The 22,543-nt window shown below is 43.8% G+C and carries 18 protein-coding genes and 1 tRNA gene; 9 read left to right on the top strand and 10 right to left on the bottom strand.

Features of this window, described 5'->3' with window-relative positions; all coding sequences use genetic code 11:
- Nucleotides 1-23: 23 nt before the first annotated feature.
- Both G5B00_RS16645 and G5B00_RS16640 read right to left on the bottom strand, forming a co-directional pair.
- Entirely contained in the window at nt 24-1,358 is a 1,335-nt protein-coding gene (locus G5B00_RS16645; protein WP_163878179.1) for a trigger factor, read from the bottom strand.
- 72 nt (nt 1,359-1,430) lie between these two features.
- Nucleotides 1,431-1,512, bottom strand: a tRNA-Leu gene (locus tag G5B00_RS16640).
- Between the two features lie 187 nt (nt 1,513-1,699).
- On the opposite strand from G5B00_RS16640, the gene G5B00_RS16635 reads away from it, so the two are divergent.
- From G5B00_RS16635 to creD, 3 genes are read left to right on the top strand one after another with little or no spacing between them, the layout of a single operon-like run.
- A complete protein-coding gene (locus tag G5B00_RS16635; RefSeq protein ID WP_163878176.1) occupies nt 1,700-2,317 on the top strand; it encodes a hypothetical protein in 618 nt (205 codons plus the stop codon).
- On the top strand, nt 2,317-2,619 hold the full coding sequence (locus tag G5B00_RS16630) for a winged helix-turn-helix domain-containing protein (protein WP_163878173.1): 303 nt from the start codon (nt 2,317-2,319) through the stop codon (nt 2,617-2,619). The genes G5B00_RS16635 and G5B00_RS16630 overlap by 1 nt, the downstream gene beginning before the upstream one ends.
- Nucleotides 2,620-2,678: 59 nt before the next feature.
- On the top strand, nt 2,679-4,127 hold the full coding sequence (creD, locus tag G5B00_RS16625) for a cell envelope integrity protein CreD (protein ID WP_163878170.1): 1,449 nt from the start codon (nt 2,679-2,681) through the stop codon (nt 4,125-4,127).
- A 111-nt stretch (nt 4,128-4,238) separates the two neighbouring features.
- On the opposite strand, the gene G5B00_RS16620 is transcribed toward creD, so the two are convergent.
- From G5B00_RS16620 to G5B00_RS16605, 4 genes are all read right to left on the bottom strand, one after another.
- Nucleotides 4,239-4,532: a hypothetical protein gene (locus tag G5B00_RS16620; RefSeq protein ID WP_163878168.1), complete on the bottom strand. Its 294-nt coding sequence runs from the start codon at nt 4,530-4,532 to the stop codon at nt 4,239-4,241.
- Nucleotides 4,533-4,622: 90 nt separating this feature from the next.
- On the bottom strand, nt 4,623-5,585 hold the full coding sequence (locus G5B00_RS16615) for an ABC transporter permease (protein ID WP_163878165.1): 963 nt from the start codon (nt 5,583-5,585) through the stop codon (nt 4,623-4,625).
- A complete protein-coding gene (locus tag G5B00_RS16610; protein WP_163878162.1) occupies nt 5,582-6,535 on the bottom strand; it encodes an ABC transporter ATP-binding protein in 954 nt (317 codons plus the stop codon). Before G5B00_RS16610 ends, G5B00_RS16615 begins: the two co-directional genes overlap by 4 nt.
- Before the next feature lie 2 nt (nt 6,536-6,537).
- Nucleotides 6,538-7,677, bottom strand: coding sequence for an NEW3 domain-containing protein (locus tag G5B00_RS16605; protein WP_163878159.1), 1,140 nt, complete (start codon nt 7,675-7,677; stop codon nt 6,538-6,540).
- Between the two features lie 168 nt (nt 7,678-7,845).
- Here G5B00_RS16605 and G5B00_RS16600 point away from each other — a divergent pair, with 168 nt between their 5' ends.
- Nucleotides 7,846-9,945, top strand: coding sequence for a S9 family peptidase (locus tag G5B00_RS16600; RefSeq protein ID WP_163878156.1), 2,100 nt, complete (start codon nt 7,846-7,848; stop codon nt 9,943-9,945).
- An 89-nt stretch (nt 9,946-10,034) separates the two neighbouring features.
- On the opposite strand, the gene G5B00_RS16595 is transcribed toward G5B00_RS16600, so the two are convergent.
- Entirely contained in the window at nt 10,035-10,982 is a 948-nt protein-coding gene (locus tag G5B00_RS16595; RefSeq protein WP_163878153.1) for an MlaD family protein, read from the bottom strand.
- Nucleotides 10,983-11,048: 66 nt separating this feature from the next.
- The gene (locus tag G5B00_RS16590) at nt 11,049-11,918 is read right to left on the bottom strand and encodes an N-acetylmuramoyl-L-alanine amidase (RefSeq protein WP_163878149.1); all 870 of its coding nucleotides are present in this window, start codon (nt 11,916-11,918) and stop codon (nt 11,049-11,051) included.
- Between the two features lie 189 nt (nt 11,919-12,107).
- On the opposite strand from G5B00_RS16590, the gene G5B00_RS16585 reads away from it, so the two are divergent.
- The 4 genes from G5B00_RS16585 to G5B00_RS16570 all read left to right on the top strand — a co-directional run bounded on the left by G5B00_RS16585 (nt 12,108) and on the right by G5B00_RS16570 (nt 19,203).
- A complete protein-coding gene (locus tag G5B00_RS16585; RefSeq protein ID WP_163878189.1) occupies nt 12,108-14,738 on the top strand; it encodes a putative LPS assembly protein LptD in 2,631 nt (876 codons plus the stop codon).
- Between the two features lie 175 nt (nt 14,739-14,913).
- Nucleotides 14,914-16,173, top strand: coding sequence for a competence/damage-inducible protein A (locus G5B00_RS16580; protein ID WP_163878146.1), 1,260 nt, complete (start codon nt 14,914-14,916; stop codon nt 16,171-16,173).
- Between the two features lie 809 nt (nt 16,174-16,982).
- On the top strand, nt 16,983-18,332 hold the full coding sequence (locus G5B00_RS16575) for a dihydrolipoamide acetyltransferase family protein (RefSeq protein ID WP_163878143.1): 1,350 nt from the start codon (nt 16,983-16,985) through the stop codon (nt 18,330-18,332).
- A 55-nt stretch (nt 18,333-18,387) separates the two neighbouring features.
- The gene (locus G5B00_RS16570; protein WP_205966454.1) at nt 18,388-19,203 is read left to right on the top strand and encodes a ZIP family metal transporter; all 816 of its coding nucleotides are present in this window, start codon (nt 18,388-18,390) and stop codon (nt 19,201-19,203) included.
- Between the two features lie 69 nt (nt 19,204-19,272).
- Here the strand turns inward: G5B00_RS16570 and nhaA are convergent, their stop codons facing one another.
- On the bottom strand, nt 19,273-20,436 hold the full coding sequence (gene nhaA, locus G5B00_RS16565) for a Na+/H+ antiporter NhaA (RefSeq protein WP_163878140.1): 1,164 nt from the start codon (nt 20,434-20,436) through the stop codon (nt 19,273-19,275).
- Nucleotides 20,437-20,857: 421 nt separating this feature from the next.
- Between nhaA and G5B00_RS16560 the strand changes: the two genes are divergently transcribed.
- Nucleotides 20,858-21,664, top strand: a complete 807-nt coding sequence (locus tag G5B00_RS16560) for a DUF1080 domain-containing protein (protein ID WP_205966453.1) — start codon at nt 20,858-20,860, stop codon at nt 21,662-21,664.
- Nucleotides 21,665-21,703: 39 nt separating this feature from the next.
- Here G5B00_RS16560 and G5B00_RS16555 read toward each other — a convergent pair whose 3' ends face one another.
- Nucleotides 21,704-22,405 carry a YjjG family noncanonical pyrimidine nucleotidase gene (locus G5B00_RS16555; protein ID WP_163878138.1) on the bottom strand — a complete coding sequence of 234 codons (702 nt, stop codon included), beginning with the start codon at nt 22,403-22,405 and terminating at the stop codon, nt 21,704-21,706.
- Nucleotides 22,406-22,543: the final 138 nt, after the last annotated feature.

Raw genomic sequence — 22,543 nt, 5'->3', positions numbered from 1 at the left:
TTCACTTTTGTGTAAAACATTTTTTATTTATCCAACTTTTCGAACTTGTCGTAGTCGATTTTTTTGGATTTGACTTTAACAGCGTCTTTTAGGTGATCAAATACTTTCAACGCTTTTACTTCTTCGAATAGGCGATTGGCCTGTTCTTTGTCCGATAGCAGTTGTAGGGCAAATTGACCCAATTGCTCGTCGGTAGGCTCATCGTTGACGTTGTACATCTTGATCTGTGCATAGATACGCTCTTTTGCCAAGGCGATGACCTCATCGTATTTTACTTCCAGATTGTTGGCAGTGATGATACGGTTTTCGATGATTGTCCATTTTAGGTTGCTGAGGAAATCAGCAAAGCCTTCTTCGATTTCTTCTGCAGAAAGATTAGGATTGGTTGCTTTCAACCATCTTTTCAAAAATTCTTCTGGAAATTTCGCATCGATTTTTTCCATACCGAAAGTGTACATGTCGTTGCGTAGTTTCTGGGCTGAATTTTGTTTGAAAAGGCTTTCTACTTCTTCTTTGACCTTCTTTTGAAACTGTGCTTCTGTCTTTACATCGCCAGCAGGGAATATCTTGTCGAAAAACTCTTGATTTAGATCCGACTCTTCCAGACGGTTGATGTTTTTGACGGTCAATTCGAATTTCGTTACATCCAAATTTTCGGCCTCATCTTCGGTAATACCGAGGATACGTGCCAGATCAGCAGTCTGGAATGCTTTTTTTACATCTATTTTTACGGTGTCGTCTTTTTTAAGACCTACCAGAGATTTTTTGATTTTGGCGTCTTGAACAAGGTCTGTACGTACAGATGTTGTCTTTTCGATACCCTCTTCTTTGATTTGTTTCAAGGTAGCATACAGCACATCACCTTCTTCTGATACTTCGGGATTAGTCATTTTTCCGTAGCTGCGACGGAGGTTTTTGACACGCTCTTCCAAGGTGGCTTCGTCTGCCTTGATATCGTACTCGATAAATTCTGTCGTGCTGCTGAAAGGAATCTCGAATTCCGGAGCTAATCCGATTTCGTAGCTAAACTTGAAGTTGTCCTTAAAATCCCAAGCATATGTCTTGTCTTGGTCTTCATCCACAGGAAGAGGCTGACCGAGGACTTCTAGTTTTTGTTCTGTGATATAAGCACCGATTCTGTCATTGATCAAGCGGTTGATCTCGTCAAATAGGATGGCTTTGCCATAGGTACGTCTGATGTGTCCTGCAGGAACCATTCCTGGACGAAATCCAGGTAGCTTTGCTTTTTTTGCTTGATCTTTAATAGCTTTATCGACAGCGGGATTATAGTCTTCTGGAGCTAATTCAACTGTAATGTTAGCATTGACATCGTCGATTTTCTGATGTGAAATATTCATACTTTTTCTCGCGTTATTTTCGCATTATAAATAAAAATCCTCCCGATGTATTTTGGTCGGGAGGATATCAAGTGCGGAAGAAGGGACTCGAACCCCCACGCCTCTCGGCGCCAGATCCTAAGTCTGGTGCGGCTACCAATTACGCCACTTCCGCAGTTAGGATTTTTTTATTGTGGCACAAAGATAGGAATCGAAACGATACATGTCAAGTTTTTTTATAAAATAATGGTGTTGTAGTTGAAAATGTAGTAGAGACGCGATTCATCGCGTCTCTAAAAAAAACAAAAAACTTTTGTAAATATTCTTTTTTATCCATTACTTTGAAAAACAAAGTACTTTATATGAATCAAAACGACGTACTCAAAGAAATAGGACAGATCCGCTCCTTGATGGAGCGGTCATCCAAGTTTTTGTCCATCAGTGGGCTCTCTGGCGTGCTCATCGGTTTATATGCACTGCTAGGAGCTTTTGCAGGATATTATATGGTGTATGGTTTCAACAGTCAGTTTGGCTATCGTGATTATTATGTGACAAATAGTTTTGTTGTCTATAAATTGGCGGGCATAGCGGCATGTGTCCTGGTGGCATCTTTGCTCACGGGACTGTGGATGGCACGTTGGAAGGCCGGAAGGGCAGGGCAGTCTATTTGGAATGCGGCAAGTAAATCGCTGTTGTATGCCGTGGGGATACCTTTATTGACCGGAGGATTATTGTCCTGCATATTAATGCTTCGTGGAGATTATAGCATGATCGCATCTTCCTTATTGGTTTTTTATGGTTTGGCGTTGTGCGCCGGGAGTACATTTACCTTTAAGGAGATACGTTGGCTCGGTATCCTTGAGATCCTGCTAGGGCTATTGGCTTTATGTTTTCCGGGATACAGACTATGGTTTTGGGCGATGGGTTTTGGCGTACTGCATATTGTATATGGCATCATAGTACACAAACGTTACGAATAATGAGCTTGGACTGGTCCCTATACGATAAAATGTTTGAAAACCGCGTACGGCTACAGATTATGAGTGTATTGCTGGCCAATGACGACTATGATTTCAATGGGTTGAAGGATCTGTTGCAAGTCACGGATGGAAATCTGGCCTCCAATCTCAAGAGCCTCGAAAAGGAGGGCTATATCGAAATTTTCAAGAGTTTTGTCGACCGCAAGCCCCATACGAGATATAGCAAGACAGCCAAAGGACAAAAAGCCTTTGAAAACCATTTGCTGGCGTTGGAAAATTTAATAAAACAACAACAAAAATAATTTTTTTTATTCATTCACTTTGTAATACAAAGTACTTTTTAAAACTAAAACAAGAAAAAATGGAAACACAACATCACAATGTACCGGAGTTGCCTAGAGAGGTCTCCACATGGGAAAAAATCAGCAATTCTATTGTTGTCAAGCTTTTGATTATCCTCGTATTATTGCTTTTTCTACTGATTCCGCTGAGTTGGGTGCAGGATCTGATCGGAGAGCGGATGGTGAGGGATGAAAATGTGAAAGCGGAGATTTCGGGCAAATGGGGTGGACAACAGGTAGTCTCGGGCCCTGTTATTGGGATTCCTTATGAATATCAATATACATCCAACATTTCCGATGATAAAGGGAAGGTCACGAAAGAAACGGTGACGGAAGAGGATTATATTTTTATTGTGCCCAAATCGATGAAGGTATATGCCAAGGTAGAACCGGAATACCTGAAACGGGGCATTTACCAAAGTGTGGTGTACAATTCTACCCTACATCTTACGGGAGAGTTTGATGAGTTGGATCTGAAAAAATTGGGCACTGCTCCCGAAAAATTGAAATGGTCGGAAGCGAAGGTTTTTATAGGTATGAGTGATACAAAAGGCCTAAAGGCCAATCCGGTCATACAGATTGGAGCAGAAAAAGCCGCTTTTGAGACCAATACCACTAATATGGTAATGTTTGAACGTACGATGTCTGCGCCATTGGACCTGTCAACATCACAGTCTACGGTCAATAAATTTGACATACACTATGACCTGCGAGGCTCGAAATCGTTGAATGTATTCCCCTTGGCTGATCAAAACCAGATCGTGGTAGAGGGAAAATGGGCCAATCCGAGCTTCAATGGCTCGTACTTGCCGGAAAACAGGGAGGTAGGGCCGGACGAATTTAAAGCGGAATGGAATATCCCAAGTTTTGACCGTAAATTTCCGCACCAATGGGCCAACCATAAAGGGGCGTTGTATCAAATTACCAACAATTATCAGGTAGAGGAGACTCTCTTGCCCGCAATGAAAAATGGGCAGGCGATTGCATCTGAAAGCGATATGGTACAGGTCAATTTTTTGGAAGCTGTCAACAACTATCAGAAGACGACACGTGTGGCAAAATATGGTCTGTTGGTCATATTGCTGACCTTTTCTTCGTTGCTTTTCACGGAGATCATCAAAAAACAGCGTATCCATATCATTCAATATGTGTTGATAGGCTGTGCCATGGTGTTGTTCTACTCCTTGCTTTTGGCGTTTGGGGAGCATGTGATATTCAATATCAGCTATCTGATTTCGTTTGTGGCTACGACGGTCTTGATCGCCGCATTCATCTATTGGATCACCAAAGACAGAAAAATATGTCTACTGTTCAGCGGTATCCTGTCCCTTTTCTATGGGTTTATCTTTGTGCTTATGCAGCTACAGGACTTCTCACTGTTGGTGGGTACGATCGGAATATTTGTCATCCTGGCGGTCATGATGCGTCTGTCGACCAAAGTCAATTGGAGCCAATTGGATAGAAGATGATGTTAACTTTATTTCGTCAATGGGTTTTTGTCAAGATGTATCTGACAGCTTTGTGGATTTTGTGGGGAAAAATGTAGAGACGCGATTCATCGCGTCTCTACAAAATTCAGATTATTTCAAATTGTTGATTTCTTCTTGCTCCCGGAGTTTATCTATGTTATTTTTGTCTCCAAACTCTTCCACTTTTTGCCGGAAAGTGTCGAGGATTTCATTGATAGCATCCATATTTTCAGCTGTTCGCTGATAGATGTCGGGAAATTTGCTTTCAATGGTCTTGTCACCCAACTCGATGTTGTCTACTTCTATTTTTCCGATTTTCTCCAAAATAGCCTGTTGACTATTCTTTACATCTTCCAGCTCACGGGAAATTTTCTCCATTAAATCGAATTTCTTTAATTTATCCATAGCATTATCGTATTGATGTATCTGAAGAACAATGGAACGGAAAAATTGTTTGTAAAAATGTAGAGACGTGATGAATCACGTCTCCTACATCTACGCCCTTATTTCCCGGCGCATGAATATAAAATAAGAACAGGCAAAGCAAGCAACCGTCAGGGCAACCAATGCCGTTACCTGTGTCCAGACGACCTTGACGCTTTCCCATACCGGGAGGGCGGAAGGTATGGCACCCTGGATCTGTTCCATGGATAGAGGGCTGAGGCTTCGGACATTAGGCATCAGCAGGACTATCGTTCCATCCTCGTACAGTTGATTGGGGGCGAGGCGCATGATGCTTAATATAAACTTCTGAAAGGCTTGTATCTCCTGGTTGGAAGCATACATGCCCGGAGCCATGCTCTTGGCAATAACACTGATAATCATGGGGTAAAATACCATAAAGAACAGCCATATCGCGATACTGACCAATGCCGATGTGGCCGGATGCCTCCAGGTGACCGAAAACAGGAGCGATAAGTTGAGCCAAAAACCTACATAGGCCACGGTGACAATTAGAAAAAGAAACAACCGTAAACATTCTTGCAACGAAGGTGTGAGTCCCGTCCAAAAGATCGCTAATCCCAGTGTCAAACCGATGAGCATAGTAAAAATGGAAAATAGGATAGTCAAGGCTCCCAGAAATTTTGCGTTCAGTACACTGTCCCTGGCAATAGGTTGAGCGAGGATGCGCGTGAGCGAACGGCCGTTGTATTCGGAATTGATGGCGTCAAACCCCATTGCTATACCGAGCAGAGGTCCCAAAAAACTGACAAAAACATGAAATGGAGGCAATGTCCCGTCCGAATGGGTAAATACCCGTAAGAAGAAAAAAGAAGCCTGCGCATCATCGGGCGAAGGTACATTGTTGCGCAAAGTAGACAGGGAACTGTACAACGAAGCCACACTCGTACAGAGTACGATCAAAAGCAATATGATGAATTTCTTACTTCGTATATAGTCTGAAATTTCCTTGTCTACCAATACCCGCATGGACTTCAGGTCAAAATACTTTTTCATATACTACTGTCTTTAAAATAGAAAGAATAGATGTCGTCCAATCCGTATGTCCGTTGTTGTAATGACGTGACAGGCACTTGTGTCCGCAGAAAAATATCCATGATCGGCAAAGTATCATGGTTGGTATGCTGTATGGTGAAGTTGTTGTCACGAAAGTCCACAGATACCACACTTTCTTGCGCAATGAGCATATCTTCTGCTTTTTTGATCTTTTCTTTGTCGGTCGAATCGGTAGACACCAGGACGGTAGGGTGGCTATTGGCAAATAGCTGGTCGGCCAACTGTTGGATATCTCCTTCGGCAACTAGCCTGCCAGCGACAAACAAGCCTACACGGTGGCACACTTCTTCCACTTGGTGAAGATGATGAGAAGCAAGCAGCACAGTGAGTTGTTGGCTGCGGTTCAGCTCTTGGATGAGGTGGAGAAACTCCTTGACGCCTGTAGGATCCAACCCGAGTGTAGGTTCGTCCAAGATGAGGATCTGTGGATCCTTGATCAAGGTTTCGGCCAATCCGAGCCGCTGTTTCATCCCCCGGGAGTATGTGCCTACCTTTTTGTCAGCTACCTTGTCAAGACCTACTTTTTGTAAGAGTGCATAGGCCTTTTCTCGGGCTTCCTCTGTGGATAATCCGTTCAGTCGCCCGATCAACTCAAGATTTTCCCGCCCCGAACGTTGTTCGTAAAAGCCGATATTGTCAGGTAGATAACCGATGACCCTTTTGACTTCGATGGGATTGCGTTGCGGATTGATCCCTGCGATATTGATATGGCCTGCGGAGGCTTCACTCAAGCCCATCATCATCAGTATCGTTGTCGATTTTCCGGCACCATTAGGGCCGAGCAGCCCAAAAATTTCTCCTTTGTAAATTTGAAGGTCCAGTCCATCGACAGCTTTATGCTTGCCGTAGGATTTGTGCAAACCTTTTAAGTCGATGATAGGAGTATCCACGATCACCTCCTTCCATATTTACGAATCAAAAAAAAGACTACTCCAAGAGCCAATGCGATAAACAATAGGCCTAGCCATCCGCTGAGCAACGAAGTTTCGACCGTGACCCTAAATTGACTCTGTGCATTGGCATCATTGGCACGTGCCGAGAAGGTCAGCATATAGTCTCCTGCCATGGCATTTTTGGACGCTTTGACCGTGGCATTGATATTGGCTGTTTCTCCTGCCTTTAGTGTATTGATCCGGGACGGTTCAAATACCACTTCCCATTGACTGGGAGATTCAGCCGAAAAATTGATCTGATTGATGTCCGAACTACCGGTGTTTTTGACCACCAATTGTTGTTTGTGTGTCGATCCTGAGCTGATGTCAAAGTTCAGACGTCCGGAAGATGTCGTCAATTCAAGTTTGTACGATCCTGTCACCACTACTTCAAACGTGATCTCCGATTGGCTTGTGCCGCTGGTCGCACGGATAGGTATCTTGTAAGAACCTTTTTTGGTTCCTTCCGGTGCGTTGATCTCGACCAATATATCTTTGCGTTGGTTTGGATCTATATTGACCGAGCTGACCTGCTTGCCTTCGGATTTGAATACCACGCCCCAACCGGCTTCGGCATGTGCAGACAAGGCGTAGACCTGGGCATCCGAAGATCGGTTGAATAGAGTAGCATTGTAGGTAAATGTGGAGTTGGCCGCACCCTCCATATTGGTCTGGCTGGAACTGAACTCTCCACTGGAGACGCCATCGTTCGTGATTTTGACGGTCAGCGGCAATCGGTGCTGGCCTTTGGCCACAAGGTTGAAGGTGTAGGTTCCTTTGGCTTGCTTGCCGGGAACAAACACGCGTAAACTCAAAGACTTGCGGTCCTTTGGGAGTAAGGACAATTCATCTACCGTATAATTTCCGGATTTAAGCTCATAGCCCCAATCTTTGGGGAGGGATTCAACTGTGATTTCACTCGTACGGATAGCGTTACTGTTGTTGATCAGTTCAACGTTGTAATCGACGATCTCTCCTGGAGAAACCGTGATTTTTGGATAGGTTGTGTAAAGTTGTACGGTCTGGGCATCTACTCGTATAAAAATCATCAATAGAAGGCCCAATAAAACTAACCTAAGTTTATTGTTCTTGGTTGACATAGAAAATGATTTTAATAAGAATTTAGAAAGATGTTCGAAATTATAAATCACAATAAAATGCGTCAATAGATTTAACATTTTTTTGCAATTGAGTTTTTGAAGTCTAACTTATTCATCGAATACATAATCCTGATATTTTCTTATCTTGCGGTAGCAATATGATGTGTCATGAACAAATTATCCATTTTAGCCCTTGCATTGATGTCGACTACCGTTTCCTTTGCCCAGCATTTTCCCGAAAAAATGATTGATAAATCCTTGGTTTCGGAAAAGATAAAAATGAGTCTTGAACCGAAACCTCTATCGCCAATGATGTTGTGGCAACTCGGCCGCGTATCCGCTGAAGGCATGACCGCAGATGGTAAAATGCTCGTGTACGGAGTGTCCAATTATTCCCTGGGAGACAACAAGTCCGAAAAAAATCTATATATACTCTCTTTAGAGACTGGCAATTCTGAACAACTCACACATGAGGCAGGAGGTGAATCTGTTGTGCATATTGCAGAGAATGGCGATGTCATTTACTTGCTCAAGGGACAACTATGGAAAAAGAGCCTTTACAAAGGGGAGGCTACACAGCTTACCCAAGTAGCCGATGGATTGGAGAATGTTAAGTTTTCACCAGACGGCAAACATATCCTTTTCAGCAAAGCTGTGCTGCTAAAGAACTACCACAGTGTCGATAAATACAAGGACTTGCCTCAATCCAACGTGTATATTTATGATGATCTCGATTATCGTCATTGGGATACATTTAACGATGGACGCTTTAATCATCCTTTTGTAGCGAGCTATGCAGATGGCGAAATAGGAGAGGCCAAGGATGTTTTGGAAGGCGAACCTTTCTATTCACCGCAGATGCCTTTCGGTGGAGCCGAAGATCTGGCATGGTCGCCCGATAGCAAATCGGTACTATACGTCTGTAAGAAACAATTCGGCAAAGCATATGCACAAAGCACCAACACAGATATATACCGCTACGATCTTGCTACAGGGCAGACAACCAATCTGACGGATGGCATGCCGGGATATGATACCCATCCGTCATTTAGCTCTGACGGGAATAGGTTGGCTTGGCTGAGTATGAAGACCGATGGTTACGAATCCGACAAGAACGATATTGTCGTTTTTGATAAAGTTTCGGGTGGACACCGGAACCTTACTGCTCATTGGGATGGTACGGTAAATTCTTTTTTGTGGAGTAAGGACGATAAAAAGATATATTTTACTGCTCCTGTGCGGGGTACGGTACAACTGTTTGAGATTCATTTGCCGACTGATTTTGCACATGATGTATTACCGAAGGTTATACAACTGAGCGAGGGACAATTTGATGTGACAGGTATTGTGGGAGAGATAGCCGACGGATTGGTGGTGACCTCCACGAGTATGACCAGGGCCACGGAAATTTATCTGTATGCCTTCAAAGCCAAGTCTCTTCGCCCTTTGACCAAGGTCAACGATACCCTGTATGCCTTGATCAAGGAAACCAAGGTAGAAGGACGTACCACAAAAGCAAGTGATGGCAAAGATCTGTTTTCTTGGGTGATCTATCCACCCGATTTTGACCCTGCTAAAAAATACCCTACCTTATTGTATTGTCAAGGGGGGCCACAATCAGCGACCACACAATTTTATTCTTTCCGTTGGAATCTTCAACTGATCGCCTCGCAAGGATACATTGTCATCGCTCCCAATAGGAGAGGGATGCCCGGTTGGGGTGTCAAATGGAATGAAGATATTTCCAAAGATTGGGGGGGACAGTCCATACGCGATTATCTATCGTCCATAGACGATCTGGCAAGGGAGTCCTATGTGGACAAGAATCGTCTGGGTGCGATAGGGGCTAGCTATGGTGGCTATTCCGTGTTTATGTTGGCAGGAGTGCATGAGGGAAGGTTTAAGACCTTGATCTCACATTGTGGCCTGTTTGATATGACCTCCTGGTACGGTACGACGGAAGAATTGTTTTTTGCCAATTATGACCTTGGTGGGCCGTATTGGGACAAAGCGAACGAAAAATCCTATACGGATTTTAACCCCATCAAGCACATTGACAAATGGAATACGCCGCTGCTGATTTTTCAAGGTGGAAAAGATTATCGAGTACCTATCGAACAGGGGTTGCAGGCTTTTCAGGCTGCCCAACTGAAAGGGATTAAAAGTCGACTCGTATATCTTCCCGATGAAAACCATTGGGTACTGTCCGGCCATAATGCGCAGGTATGGCATCGGGAATTTTTTGGCTGGCTAAAGGAGACGTTGTAAAAATAGAGGGCAAAAGATTTTTTGCCCATACATCGTGTCTTATTTGTTGGCGTACGAACCCTTTCGTGCCTGACGTGAGATCTTTGTCCCTACTTCGTGTCTTTTTTGCCGAAGATCGACAGTTTTAGATATTTACCTGGGTTTGTTTTCAAATCCGATACCAAAGCGTCCAATTCTGCGGAAGCACTGCTCAGATTGTTGTACAGCTTGTCATCATGCACCAATAATCCCAATGATCCTTCGCCACGGCTGATTTTGTCCGTAATGACCTGTACATCCTGCATAGCGCGGTTGGCATTGTCGACCGTCGATTTGATTTCCATTTGGGCCAGGTCATTCGACAAGGTGTCAAAATTGGCCAATATCGAATTGATCCTTTGGTTGTTGTTTTTGAAATTGTTGGTAATGGACTCCAAGTTTTGCATGATTTTGGCCAGCCTTAACCGCTCTGACCCCATCAGGCCCTCTACATCATGCGTAATGTTTTCGATATTGCGTAGCGATACCGTGACACTGCGCAGGCTGTGTTTGAAATCCCGTTGAAACTCGTCGTTCAATGTCGTATTGATCCCACTCAGCACAGAATCCAGTTTGACCACCAGATTTTCGATTTTCAATTGTAACGGTTCGACTTTTTCCAACAGATTGGCCTGCACATCGGATTGTAGGATTCCCCCGTGCTTTGCCATTGTCTTGCTGTTGCCAAGGTCGAATACAATCGCTTTGCTGCCCAATAAATCGGCGCTCACGATGCGGGCTATCGTATTGGAAGGAATAGGGTGATCGCTGTCAATTTTAAATTCGACCTGTATTTTTCCGTTTTCCAACAAGTCCATTTTGGAAACACGCCCGATCTGGTAGCCATTGACCATGACCGGTTTGGACACCGTAAGCCCATCTACATTGTCATATACCGTGTAATAGGAATTGCTACGGGAGAACACATCATTGCCCCGCAAAAAACTATAACCCATAAACAAAATTGCCAAGGCGATTATAGTCAGTACACCGACTTTCGTTTCGTTAGAAATTTTCAAAGTATGTCGTTTTAATGTTGTCCCAATAAGTATTTACGCTAATAACAATACTAATGTAAGAAAAGTTTATTTCTCTACATTGTTTTTGTAAGTTTTTATGGATTGGAACAAGTTTTCTACAATTTGTTTCTGACCACTTTCAGACATCATGAGATCTTCCTCATCCGGATTGCTGATAAACCCTATTTCGGTCAACACAGCCGGCATGCCTGCCGTCTTCAGTACAGCAAATGGACCCTCTTTTACCCCACGGTTTGTTCGTGATGCCGTCTCGTATGCATGTTGAAAATGGCTAGCCAATCGGATACTCTGGGTGCGGTATTGCCGTTTCATCAAGTTGAATACAATGTAGGTCGAAGGATCGTTGGGGTCAAAACCATTGTAGTTTTCCTTGTAGTTTTCCTCCAAGAGAATGGAAGCATTCTCGCGGATGGCCACGTCCTGTTGGTCCAATCTGTTGTAACCTAAGACAAATGTTTCTGTACCTCGTGCCGAAGGGTTGCGTTGTACACTTTTGACGTATCGCCCACGTTTGTTTTTCACACGTACATCCCGGTCTGCCGAGTTGCAATGCACCGAAATGAATAGGTCTGCTTTATTTTTGTTGGCGATAGCGGGTCGTTCAAACAAGGGGATAAAGACATCGGTGGAGCGTGTATAGATCACTTTGACATCTGGCAGCTCTTGTTCGAGACGCTTGCCCAATTTCAAAACGACCTGTAATGCAACATCCTTTTCTTTGGACCTTCGCCCCATCGCTCCGGCATCATGCCCACCATGTCCTGCATCCAGACAGATTAATTTCACCTTGGACATAGTTCCCCCTTTCACAGAGTCATGTGGTGGTGGAATAGGAGTAGTAGAGGTAGTCGTAATGAAGATTGCTAGTAGGGTGGTGGCTAAGCTGAGTTTTTTAACACTATTTAAAAAATTCATTTTTATATTTTTGACAAATTTGTAAACGGTTCCCATATGTAAATCATGCAAAGATAAGGGATATTATATATATGATAAAAATATCAATCTTTTCTATTTGTTTTTGACTATTTTTGTGCCAAAGAGTTTAGTTTTTGCTGCGAATTTAACATTCACTACTGTATCTTGAAGACATTAACGAGTTTTTTAATGCTGTTTACCCTCCTCGTAGCAGGAAATAACCTCCTATTCGCACAACAGGATTCTGTAAAAAACACGGTCGACAACGTCAAGGATACGCTTTCCTCCTCCTCCGATACATCTGTCAATCACCTTAAGATAGCCACCGGACAGGATACCGTGGTCATGAAGGACAAAAGTGGATTGGAGACTGTCGTGACCATTGTTGCCAACGATTCATCTTGGAACGAAGTAAAGAAAAATATTGTTCATCTCTACAAAGGAGCTAAAGTCAAGTACCTGGATTTTGAGCTTTCGGCAGATTATATCCGTCTGGATAGGAATACGAAGACCTTGTTTGCCAGTGGTGTAGAGGATCACAATGGTAAATACGTGGGGCGTCCGGTCGTGCTCTTCCCGAATGATACACCCAAGGCAGTGGATTCTCTGCGCTACAACTATGAAACCCAACAGGCCAAGACTTTCAGTATCATGACCGAAGTGGATGGCGGTTTTATCCAAGCCAGGGAATTGCGGAAGAACATGTATGACGAGATGTCTATCTACCAAGGCTTATACAGTACCTGTGACCTGCCGTATCCGCACACCCACTTTGGTATACATATTTCCAAAGGGATAGCCATTCAAAATCAGATTGTGGCCGGGTATTCGTACCTTGTCGTGCAGAATATACCATTCAAGTTTTTAGCTGTACCCTTTGGTTTCTTTCCAAAGACCAATAAAAAGACCTCCGGGTTCTTGTTCCCTTCGTTTGGGGAGGATATGGCCAGGGGATTTGCCCTGCGTGATATGGGCTGGTATCTGACGTTCAACGATTATTGGGATAGTGAGATACGCGGTACACTCTACTCCAAAGGATCTTGGGAGGCATCGGTACGGACCAACTACATTGTCAACTATAAGTTTAACGGTGGGTTCAACATCCGCTATGCGGCGACAAAAACGGGAGTGGAAGGGGCTTCGGACTATGGAACGAATAAAGACTTCAATGTGACATGGAACCATACCCAACGTCAGGAAGCCAATCCGGGAACATCCTTCTCCGCATCGGTCAACTTTGGTACATCTTCCTATTTCCGGAATACGGCAGCGGGTAGTACATATGATTATGACCAGTTGACCCGAAACAACATGTCGTCCTCGATCAGTTATGGAAAAGTTTTCGCAGATGGAAAGGTGAATTTCACGTCAAGTGTAAGCCATCGGCAAGATATGGCCTCCGGCAAGGTTGACCTGGAGCTGCCCACTTTTAGCGTGAATGTGTCGACTTTCAACCCTTTTGACAAACCCAAAGAGCGTGTCGGAGAGCAGAAATGGTATCAACGTATCACGGTGGGGTATAGCCTACAAGGACGCAATTCACTCTCTACCGGAGATTCTACCCTGTTTACGAAGAAAACATTGAGTCAGTTTACCAACGGTTTCCAGCACAATATCCCTGTCAGTCTGAGCTTGCAGGCTTTCAAATATTTCCAGTTCAATACCTCAGTCAATTATACGGAAAGATGGTATTTGCAGACTATCCGCAATGGCTTGGAGAATGAAGTATATGGGTTTGAGAAAGTCCGGGATACCATCAGTGGGTTCAGACGGGCTTACGATTACTCCATGTCATCCGGACTATCTACGAAGGTGTATGGTATGTATCCCAAAATGGGAAAGATAGAAGCTATCCGCCATGTCATTACGCCTTCGGTAAACCTCAACTACCGGCCAGACTTCTCCGATCCCATGTATGGGTTTTACAAAACTTATATTGATGAGACTGGTAGGCAGCAGGAATACTCCATTTTTGAAGGGGCCATTTTCGGCTCACCATCCGCAGGGCGTTCGATGGGGATAGGTTTTTCGGTCGACAATAATATCGAAGCCAAGATAAGGAATAAAGCGGATACAACGGGGAAGGAAGCCTTCAAAAAAGTACCTATCCTGCAAGGATTGTCTTTCAGTGGTAACTATAACTTTGCCGCCGATTCGTTGAAGTTGTCGACGATCAGTTTTTCGGGAAGGACGAGTTTGTTCAACCAAAAGATCAACTTGAACTTCAACGGTACTTTTGATCCCTACATGCTGGATGCACGGGGACAACGTATCGACCGTTTTGTGATCCAGGACGGTAAATTGGCACGTTTGACCAATCTTGGGATGTCGTTTGATTATAGTTTCAATCCCGATGCTGCCAAGAGCCGTAATGGTAATATAGACTCCTTGAAAAACAACATGCCGAGTATGACTCCCGAACAGCAAGCGGCCTTGGCGCGTGTCAGTTCGGACCCTAATGCCTTTGTAGACTTCAAAATTCCCTGGAACCTGGCCGGTTCTTTCAGCATGCAGTACTTCAAGCGATATGATCCTTCCGAACGTCGGGAAAAAGCTGATTATACGGCTACGGTGCAGGTACATGGAGATGTCAATGTGACGCCTAAATGGAAAATACAATTCAATTCGGGTTATGACTTTAAGCAAAAAGAGGTTTCTCTGACACGGTTCTCTATTTATAGGGATTTGCACTGTTGGGATATGTCCGTAGGTTGGGTACCTTTCGGACGGTATCAGAGCTATAATATCACGATACGTGCAAAAGCATCTATTCTGCAGGATTTGAAATTGACCAAACAGAATAGCCATTATAGTTATTAATTATGAATGAGTTGGTAAATTTGTATAGCTATTTGTCATGCTGACGACAGGAAGCATCTGTTTATCAGTAGATTCCTCCTAACATCGGAATGACAATCTATCTGAAATTAACAATACCATAATGTTGTAGTTGATTCAAAAAAAACAATTCATAATTCGTAATTCATAATTCATCATGAATGCAGAGATCATAACCATTGGGGACGAAATATTGTTGGGACAGATTGTGGATACCAATTCGGCCTGGCTGGCACAATGCTTGGCGTCCTTGGATATACAGATAGGGTATATGGTTTCTATTTCCGATAATGCAGAAGCCATTACATCTGCTTTGGATATAGCCTCCTCGCGGAGCAAACTGGTCATTGTGACGGGTGGGCTTGGCCCCACGCAGGATGATGTCACCAAGAAGACCATCGCCGATTATTTCCGGACAAACCTGGTGTCAGATCAAAAGGTACTGAATCATGTAACATCACTCTTTGCAAACCGTTTAGGTAAAGATATGCCTGTATCGAACTATGCCCAGGCGGAAGTCTTGGCCTGTAGCGAAGTCCTGTTCAACGATGTCGGTACCGCTCCGGGAATGTGGGTGGAAAGGAATGAGGTAATATATGTTTTTTTGCCCGGTGTGCCGTTTGAGATGAAATTTCTGATGGAAAACCGTGTACTGCCCAAGCTTTTGCAAAGGCAATCTGCTATAAAATTGTACCATGCCCATATCGTTACGGTCGGCTTGGGCGAATCCTACTTGGCGGAGCAGATTGCGGATATCGAACAAAGCTTGCCCCCGTATATCAAATTGGCCTATCTGCCCAAAATCGGTCTTGTTCGGTTGAGATTGACAGCTAAGGGTGCAGATGAGCGAGTCTTAAAATCCCAAACAGAGGGCTTTGCCGATCAGATTGCAGAACGTTTGCAAGCCTATCTCGTGAGCCGCAGGGATATCAGTTTCGAAGAAGCTATCGTGGACGAATTTGCACGGTCCGGATCAAAATTGGCTACCGCCGAAAGCTGTACCGGGGGCGCTATCGCATCGCGCATTACTCAGGTGGCAGGAGCGAGCCAAGTATTTGATTGTGGTATAGTGGCTTATCACAACAAGATAAAGATGAGCGTATTGGGTGTGCAGGAGGATACTTTGGAGCAATTTGGAGCAGTCAGCGAACAGACTGTGATCCAGATGGCCGAGGGTGTCAAGCGGTTGAGTGGTGCAGACTATGGTATCGCAACGAGTGGTGTCGCAGGACCTTCCGGAGGTACTCCGGACAAACCGGTCGGTACGGTGTGGATAGCGGTAGCCGGTAAAACCAAAACGCTCACACAAAAATTCCAATTTCATAATACCCGTGATATCAATATCGAACGTAGTGCTATGCAAGCATTGATCAAGATGTGGATGTTGTATAGGGAAGAGGTTTTTTTAAATAAATGATGCTGTAAATAAACGAACATATATTTTAGACAACTGCATTTTTTTCCTCCCGCTACCTTTCCGTCCTCGCCGGCGGACGGCCTCATGACTTTTGAAGCCCAAAACCGAGCGGAGCGAGCTCATGGATTCCATTGAAAACAAACACTGATCCATAACTACCAAAAGGCTTGTCCATTTCAAGGCATCTTGTCACACAGGCCCTCGCTCAATAGCCCTGCAACTGCTGCCCTTGGTTTTGTCTCCCTAGGGCCATTGCCCACCAATCCATCAACAAAACTGGACAGAGCTATGGGCAGTCCATCCCACAGCCTCCTGTTGCAGGGCTATTCCTGCCGATGCTGATGAAATGGACGAACGCTGTCCATAACGGTTAGCTTTACCTGCACATCAGTACGTTATTTGCAGGGCGAGGTAGAAAGTAATACCTATCATCGACCTTGTGCGGCATGGAGAGCAAGCCCGTGGAGCGACGGTCTTGATGACGGACAGCTGGCACAATGCAAGCCTTTTCAGTCTTTGTGCGGGATTTGTGCGTTGGAGACCTCAAAAGGCGCTTCCGTAGTGGAGCGTGGCGGCTTGAACATGCCGCACAGAGTCTTGACTTTTTTGCTTCGTTTTTGTGTCAAGACAAAAATGAAGGGCCCGTCCGGCCCAAGGACAAGAAGTGTATAATTTATGCCTTCATTTTTATTCGACTAAATCAGGCTTATAAAGCAAAAACCATAAAATAGCTTCCGTGATATTTAATTTTGTTTATCGTGAATTTGTTATTTAATTTTTAAATTAGCAACCTAGTACACGGAATTATTATGGGAATATATAAACTTCTGCTTCCGAAAATGGGGGAAAGTGTGTCTGAAGCGACGCTGACAAAGTGGCTCAAGACTGTGGGGGAACCTGTCCAAGAGGATGAAGCTGTCGTCGAGATTGCAACAGACAAGGTGGATTCGGATGTGCCTTCTCCTGTACAGGGGGTATTGAAAGAAATACTTTTTCGCGAAGGTCAAGTCGTTCAGGTAGGAGAAGCTATCGCATTGATTGAGATTGAAGGAGAAGGTGAAGAACCCGTCATTGCTGTTGAAGAAAGGCAAGAAACTTCTCCCAAAGAAGAGCTGGAAGGGGACAAAGATGGCGTGCAGGAATTGGATATTCCAGGCGTACAAGAATTGGAAGAACGTACAGATGAGATCATCGAGCATCCCGTGCTCACGAATAGTGAAGGACGGTTTTACTCTCCCTTGGTCAAGAGTATCGCGCAACAGGAAGGTATTTCACAGGAAGAATTGGATCGTATCATGGGGTCTGGAGCCGAGGGGCGTGTGACCAAACAGGATGTGCTGGATTATATTGCGGCACGTATGCACGGCAGTACAAGAGAAGAAAAGAAAGCTTCTGAACCGGCGAAAGAATATACTCCATCCACCCCTGTACAATCGGTGAGAAATATGGGGGGAGATGAGATCATCGAAATGGATCGTATGCGTAGGCTTATTGCTGATCACATGGTACAGAGTGTGCATACATCGCCCCACGTATTTTCGGTGGTGGAGGCTGATGTGACGGAGTTGGTCAATTGGCGCAACAAGGTTAAAGATGGTTTCAAAAAAAGAGAGGGAGAGAATATTACGTTCACGCCTTTGATTATTGAGGCCATTACCAGAGCATTGAAAGATTTCCCGATGATCAATGTCTCGGTGGAAGGGTATAATATCATCAAACGCAAGCATATCAACATAGGTATGGCGGCGGCGCTCCCGTCCGGCAACCTCATCGTGCCCGTCATCAAGGATGCCGATCAATTGAGCCTGGTCGGATTGAGTAAGGCGGTCAATGATCTGGCCAATAGGGCCAGGAACAATCAACTGAAACCGGACGATACACAAGGTGGTACATTTACTTTTACCAATATCGGTGCTTTTGGCAATATCTTCGGTATGCCTATCATTAACCAGCCGCAAGCGGCAATTATGGCGGTGGGCACCATTACCAAAAAACCGGCCGTATTGGAAACCGAACATGGCGATGTCATTGCCATTCGTCATAAAATGTACCTGACGATGTCATATGACCATAGGGTTATTGATGGTGCGTTGGGAGGTTCGTTTGTCAGAAGGGTAGCGGATTATCTGGAAAATTGGGATAAATCAAGAGTGATTTAATTTATCCCCTTTTGTAGAGACGCAATGCATTGCATCTCTACTTTGTTATAAAATTATGGATTCGATCATAGCTTATTTAGAAAGTATAGATCCTATATTGGGAGCATTGTACGCCACGCTTTTTACCTGGCTGGTCACGGCTTTGGGAGCGGCTTTTGTGTTTTTTTTCAACAAGACCAACCGTAATGTTATGGACGGTATGTTGGGATTCACAGGGGGGGTCATGGTGGCGGCCAGTGTATGGAGTCTCTTGATACCGGCCATGAATATGAGCGATGGTGAAGGCTTTTTAAAAGTGGTGCCTTCCGTAGTAGGATTTTTGCTTGGAGCGTTTTTCCTGTTTGGTTTGGACAAGGTTTTACCACACTTTCATGCCAACTTTAAAAAGGTTGAAGGAATCAAATCTCCTTGGCAAAAAACGACGTTGTTGATTTTGGCGATTACCTTGCATAATATTCCCGAAGGATTGGCCGTAGGAGTGTTGTTTGGAGGAGTGGCTGCAGGTATTCCTGAAGCCAGTATTGCGGGGGCGGCTACTTTGGCATTGGGTATTGGTTTGCAAAACTTTCCGGAAGGAATTGCTGTTTCGATGCCTTTGCGTAGAATGGGGTTGAGCCGTCGCAAAAGTTTTTTTTACGGACAGCTATCCGCCATTGTCGAGCCTATCGCAGGCGTCATCGGTGCGTTGGCTGTAACGATGTTTACTCCCATACTGCCCTATGCATTGGCTTTTGCGGCTGGAGCCATGATCTTTGTCGTCCTGGAGGAAGTAATTCCCGAAGCACAGCAGAATAAAAATTCCGATATAGCCACTCTAGGCTTTATCGGTGGTTTTTTGATCATGATGAGCCTTGATGTAGTGCTGGGGTAGAGGGGCTATCCGTAATGTGGAACTGAGCAATCGCAACGATGAACATCTTGGGTTCTTCAGAAGGAGCCACTACTTTTTTCCTAACCTTAAAAACAAATACCCCAATACTCCTGCCAATAACGAGGTAATTAATATAGACAATTTTGCCTCGGCTATATGAAGTGCATCGCTAAAAGATAGGATAGCGATGAATATGGACATCGTAAAACCTATACCGGCCACTAATCCTACACCGATAATATGTCGCCATGAACTTCCTTCCGGCAAGGTACTTATCTTCAATTTGGTGCAGATATAGGAGGTCAGGAATATGCCGATAGGTTTTCCCAATAACAAGCCAAAGGATATCCCCAGGCCTAAGGGAGCAGTCAGACCGTGCACCATTTCGCTTTCCAAGGTAATGTTGGTGTTGGCAAAAGCAAAGAGTGGGATGATCAAAAAATTAACAGGTTTGGTCAAGGCATGTTCCAGTCTTTCCAAAGGAGACTCGACGTCTGTATCGTTGGTCGGAATGGTCATGGCTACCAGAACTCCCGCAATCGTAGCATGTATGCCCGAATGATGCACAAAATACCAGATAAATATACCAGGTATAAGGTACAGGTAGGGATTCTGGATATTGAACCTGTTCATAATGATAAGAACAGCCATTCCGATAGCTGCATAAAGCAGATAGGTCGTTTCTATACCCGAAGAATAGAAAAAGGCAATGACCAAAATGGCAATGAGGTCATCTACAATGGCCAATGCGGCGAGAAATATCTTAAGGCTACCCGGTATTTTGTTGCCTAGTACGCTGATGACGGCAAGTGCAAATGCAATATCTGTTGCCATAGGAATACCCCATCCTCCTGAGGTTTCTTTTCCAGCATTGAGGCTGAGATAGATCAAAGCTGGCACGATGGCCCCACCGATCGCACAGAGAATAGGCAGTGAAGCTTGCTTGGGTGAGGAAAGCTCACCCTCTACGATTTCCCGTTTTATTTCTAGGCCAACCAACAGGAAGAATATGGCCATCAATCCGTCATTGATCCATAGAAGAATGGAATAGTTGAGATGGATACTTTCATTTTCGAATCCTATTTGATGATCCAATAGATTTTGCAGATTGACAGCGAGTGGTGTGTTGGCTATGACCATAGATGCAATGACACAGATAAGTAGCAGGAGCCCACCTGCATTGCTGGATTTGAAAAAATCTTTAAAAACGTTCTGGTTGATTAATTGAGCCATATTGTTTGAATTCTTGGTATGCCTTTCTATTGTTCAGATTATTTGTCTTCTTTAATTAGGCCCGCTAAAATAAATAAAACTTCTGAAATGAAGAAAGTTGGATGGAGAATGTTCAAAATCTTGTTAGCGTACGAATACGTGCAAGTGTAACAATTTTTATTAAACTGTACTAAGTTTGAAAGTATACATTTTGTTTTCCTATATTTCCTCTATAAAATTGTCTCTCAAAGGCAGAGGAGAGATTGATAACCACGAAGTGCTCATGAACTTAGCGAAGCGGTCTCATTCATTCCATAAAAAACAAACATTTATGAATAATACCTATAGAAGTTAACTCTAATGAATAATTAATTTTTATGTGCGACGCACTTATATTGCATATAAAAATTAATTTATCTAAGTTTATTGTGAATAATTAAAAATGATGAAAAAAACAACAATATTAGCATTCATGGTAATAGGACTGATGTCAATGTCGGCTACATATGCACAAGAAAAAAAATCTTCTCAAGTGCCTAAGTACGAGTTGGCTAACCTCCCAAAAGTAGACTTAAAAGATTTCAAGAAAAATAAAAAAGGAGCTTATATTCTTTTTGACGGGACATCCTTGAAAGGCTGGCGTGGGTATAATAAAGACCATGTGCCGAATAAGTGGGGGATCGAAGATGGTTATTTAAAGTTTTCGAAAAAACCGAATGTTGATAAGCCGGAAGGTGGTGATCTCATTTTTGCACATGATTTCAAGAATTTCGAGTTGGAATTGGAATGGAAGATCTCCAAAGGTGGTAATTCGGGAATATTTTTTCTGGCCAAGGAAGTCAAAGGACAAGCTATTTATATCTCTTCACCGGAATACCAAGTGTTGGACAACGAAAATCACCCTGATGCCAAGAAAGGTGTGGATGGCAACAGGAAGTCGGCGTCCCTATACGATATGATTCCGGCCAAACCTCAAAACAGTAAACCTGTCGGAGAATGGAACAAGGTAAAGATCGTCGTAAAAAATAATAAAGTACAGCATTACCAAAATGGCGTCAAGGTCGTCGAATATACAGTAGGAACGCCCGAATGGGAGACTTTGTTGCAATCCAGCAAATTCAGTCAGAATAAATGGCCATTAGCGTTTGAATTGCTGAAAAATGTGGGTAAGGAGCCGGGTATCATCGGTCTCCAAGACCACGGTGACGATGTCTGGTACCGTAATATCACGGTAAAGGTGCTGAAATAAAAAGTAAATTTCGTAGAGACGCAATGCATTGCGTCTCTACTAGAAAATATCCTGCAATTCTTTGAGATCCAATACCATGTGGTGTACGTCTCCCGGCTTTTCTACACCTGTAGTGTTGAAAAAAATAGCATCTATGCCGACTCGTATTGCCCCTCGAATATCTGCTTCTATATTGTCTCCGATCATGACAGATGTTTCCTTGTGCGCTTCGCCATGTTGTAAGGCATGTTCGAAAATACGGGGATCGGGTTTGTTGATGCCAACAATTTCAGAAATGACAATAGTTTTAAAGTAGGGGCTAAGTTTGCTGTGATATAGCTTTTTTTCGCAAGCCTCCCTAAAGCCATTGGAAATCAGGTGTAAATTGTACCTTGATTGTAGATATTGCAAAGTCTCATGCGCATGCGGGAAAAGATTGGTCTTGGTAGGGCATATCACGAGATACTCTTCTTCGAAAGCGGTGGGAAACAGTGCAGGATCTACCCCTAGTTGTGCAAAGGTATCTGCAAAACGCAGTCTGCGAAGAGTGGGTTTGTCTATTTTGCCGTGGTGATACAGATCCCATACACGATGGTTGTTGACGGTATAGGTCTCGATAAATAGATCCGGTGTTTTCTGCTTGATGAGATCATCAAAGTTGTATTTGTAGTAAAGATCCCGTAAGGTTTCCTCCGCATTTTTGTCAAAATCCCATATCGTATGATCCAGATCGAAGAAAATATCCTTTTTGTGGCTGAACATATGCAAATTTAAGAAAATGCTTTGACAGACTTCCGAAGTTTTCAAAACTTCGGAAGACTCTACATGCCTCTGATTTTCTTATTAGTGTCATAAAATGAGCCATATTTTATTATGCAGGGGTATTTGTCTATTTTTGTT

The sequence above is a fragment of the Parapedobacter sp. SGR-10 genome, from assembly GCF_011030405.1.
Taxonomy (GTDB): domain Bacteria; phylum Bacteroidota; class Bacteroidia; order Sphingobacteriales; family Sphingobacteriaceae; genus Sphingobacterium.
This window is presented reverse-complemented; position numbering and strand designations above follow the sequence as displayed.

Excerpts from the sequence above, each read along its gene's own strand:
- G5B00_RS16590 (WP_163878149.1), bottom strand. The coding sequence starts at position 11,918 with ATGAATTTTTTAAATAGTGTTAAAAAACTCAGCTTAGCCACCACCCTA.
- nhaA (WP_163878140.1), bottom strand. The coding sequence starts at position 20,436 with ATGGCTCAATTAATCAACCAGAACGTTTTTAAAGATTTTTTCAAATCC.
- G5B00_RS16605 (WP_163878159.1), bottom strand. The coding sequence starts at position 7,677 with ATGTCAACCAAGAACAATAAACTTAGGTTAGTTTTATTGGGCCTTCTA.
- G5B00_RS16645 (WP_163878179.1), bottom strand. The coding sequence starts at position 1,358 with ATGAATATTTCACATCAGAAAATCGACGATGTCAATGCTAACATTACA.
- G5B00_RS16635 (WP_163878176.1), top strand. The coding sequence starts at position 1,700 with ATGAATCAAAACGACGTACTCAAAGAAATAGGACAGATCCGCTCCTTG.
- G5B00_RS16575 (WP_163878143.1), top strand. The coding sequence starts at position 16,983 with ATGGGAATATATAAACTTCTGCTTCCGAAAATGGGGGAAAGTGTGTCT.
- G5B00_RS16620 (WP_163878168.1), bottom strand. The coding sequence starts at position 4,532 with ATGGATAAATTAAAGAAATTCGATTTAATGGAGAAAATTTCCCGTGAG.
- G5B00_RS16600 (WP_163878156.1), top strand. The coding sequence starts at position 7,846 with ATGAACAAATTATCCATTTTAGCCCTTGCATTGATGTCGACTACCGTT.
- G5B00_RS16585 (WP_163878189.1), top strand. The coding sequence starts at position 12,108 with ATGCTGTTTACCCTCCTCGTAGCAGGAAATAACCTCCTATTCGCACAA.
- G5B00_RS16570 (WP_205966454.1), top strand. The coding sequence starts at position 18,388 with ATGGATTCGATCATAGCTTATTTAGAAAGTATAGATCCTATATTGGGA.
- G5B00_RS16615 (WP_163878165.1), bottom strand. The coding sequence starts at position 5,585 with ATGAAAAAGTATTTTGACCTGAAGTCCATGCGGGTATTGGTAGACAAG.
- G5B00_RS16555 (WP_163878138.1), bottom strand. The coding sequence starts at position 22,405 with ATGTTCAGCCACAAAAAGGATATTTTCTTCGATCTGGATCATACGATA.
- G5B00_RS16630 (WP_163878173.1), top strand. The coding sequence starts at position 2,317 with ATGAGCTTGGACTGGTCCCTATACGATAAAATGTTTGAAAACCGCGTA.
- G5B00_RS16560 (WP_205966453.1), top strand. The coding sequence starts at position 20,858 with ATGATGAAAAAAACAACAATATTAGCATTCATGGTAATAGGACTGATG.
- creD (WP_163878170.1), top strand. The coding sequence starts at position 2,679 with ATGGAAACACAACATCACAATGTACCGGAGTTGCCTAGAGAGGTCTCC.
- G5B00_RS16580 (WP_163878146.1), top strand. The coding sequence starts at position 14,914 with ATGAATGCAGAGATCATAACCATTGGGGACGAAATATTGTTGGGACAG.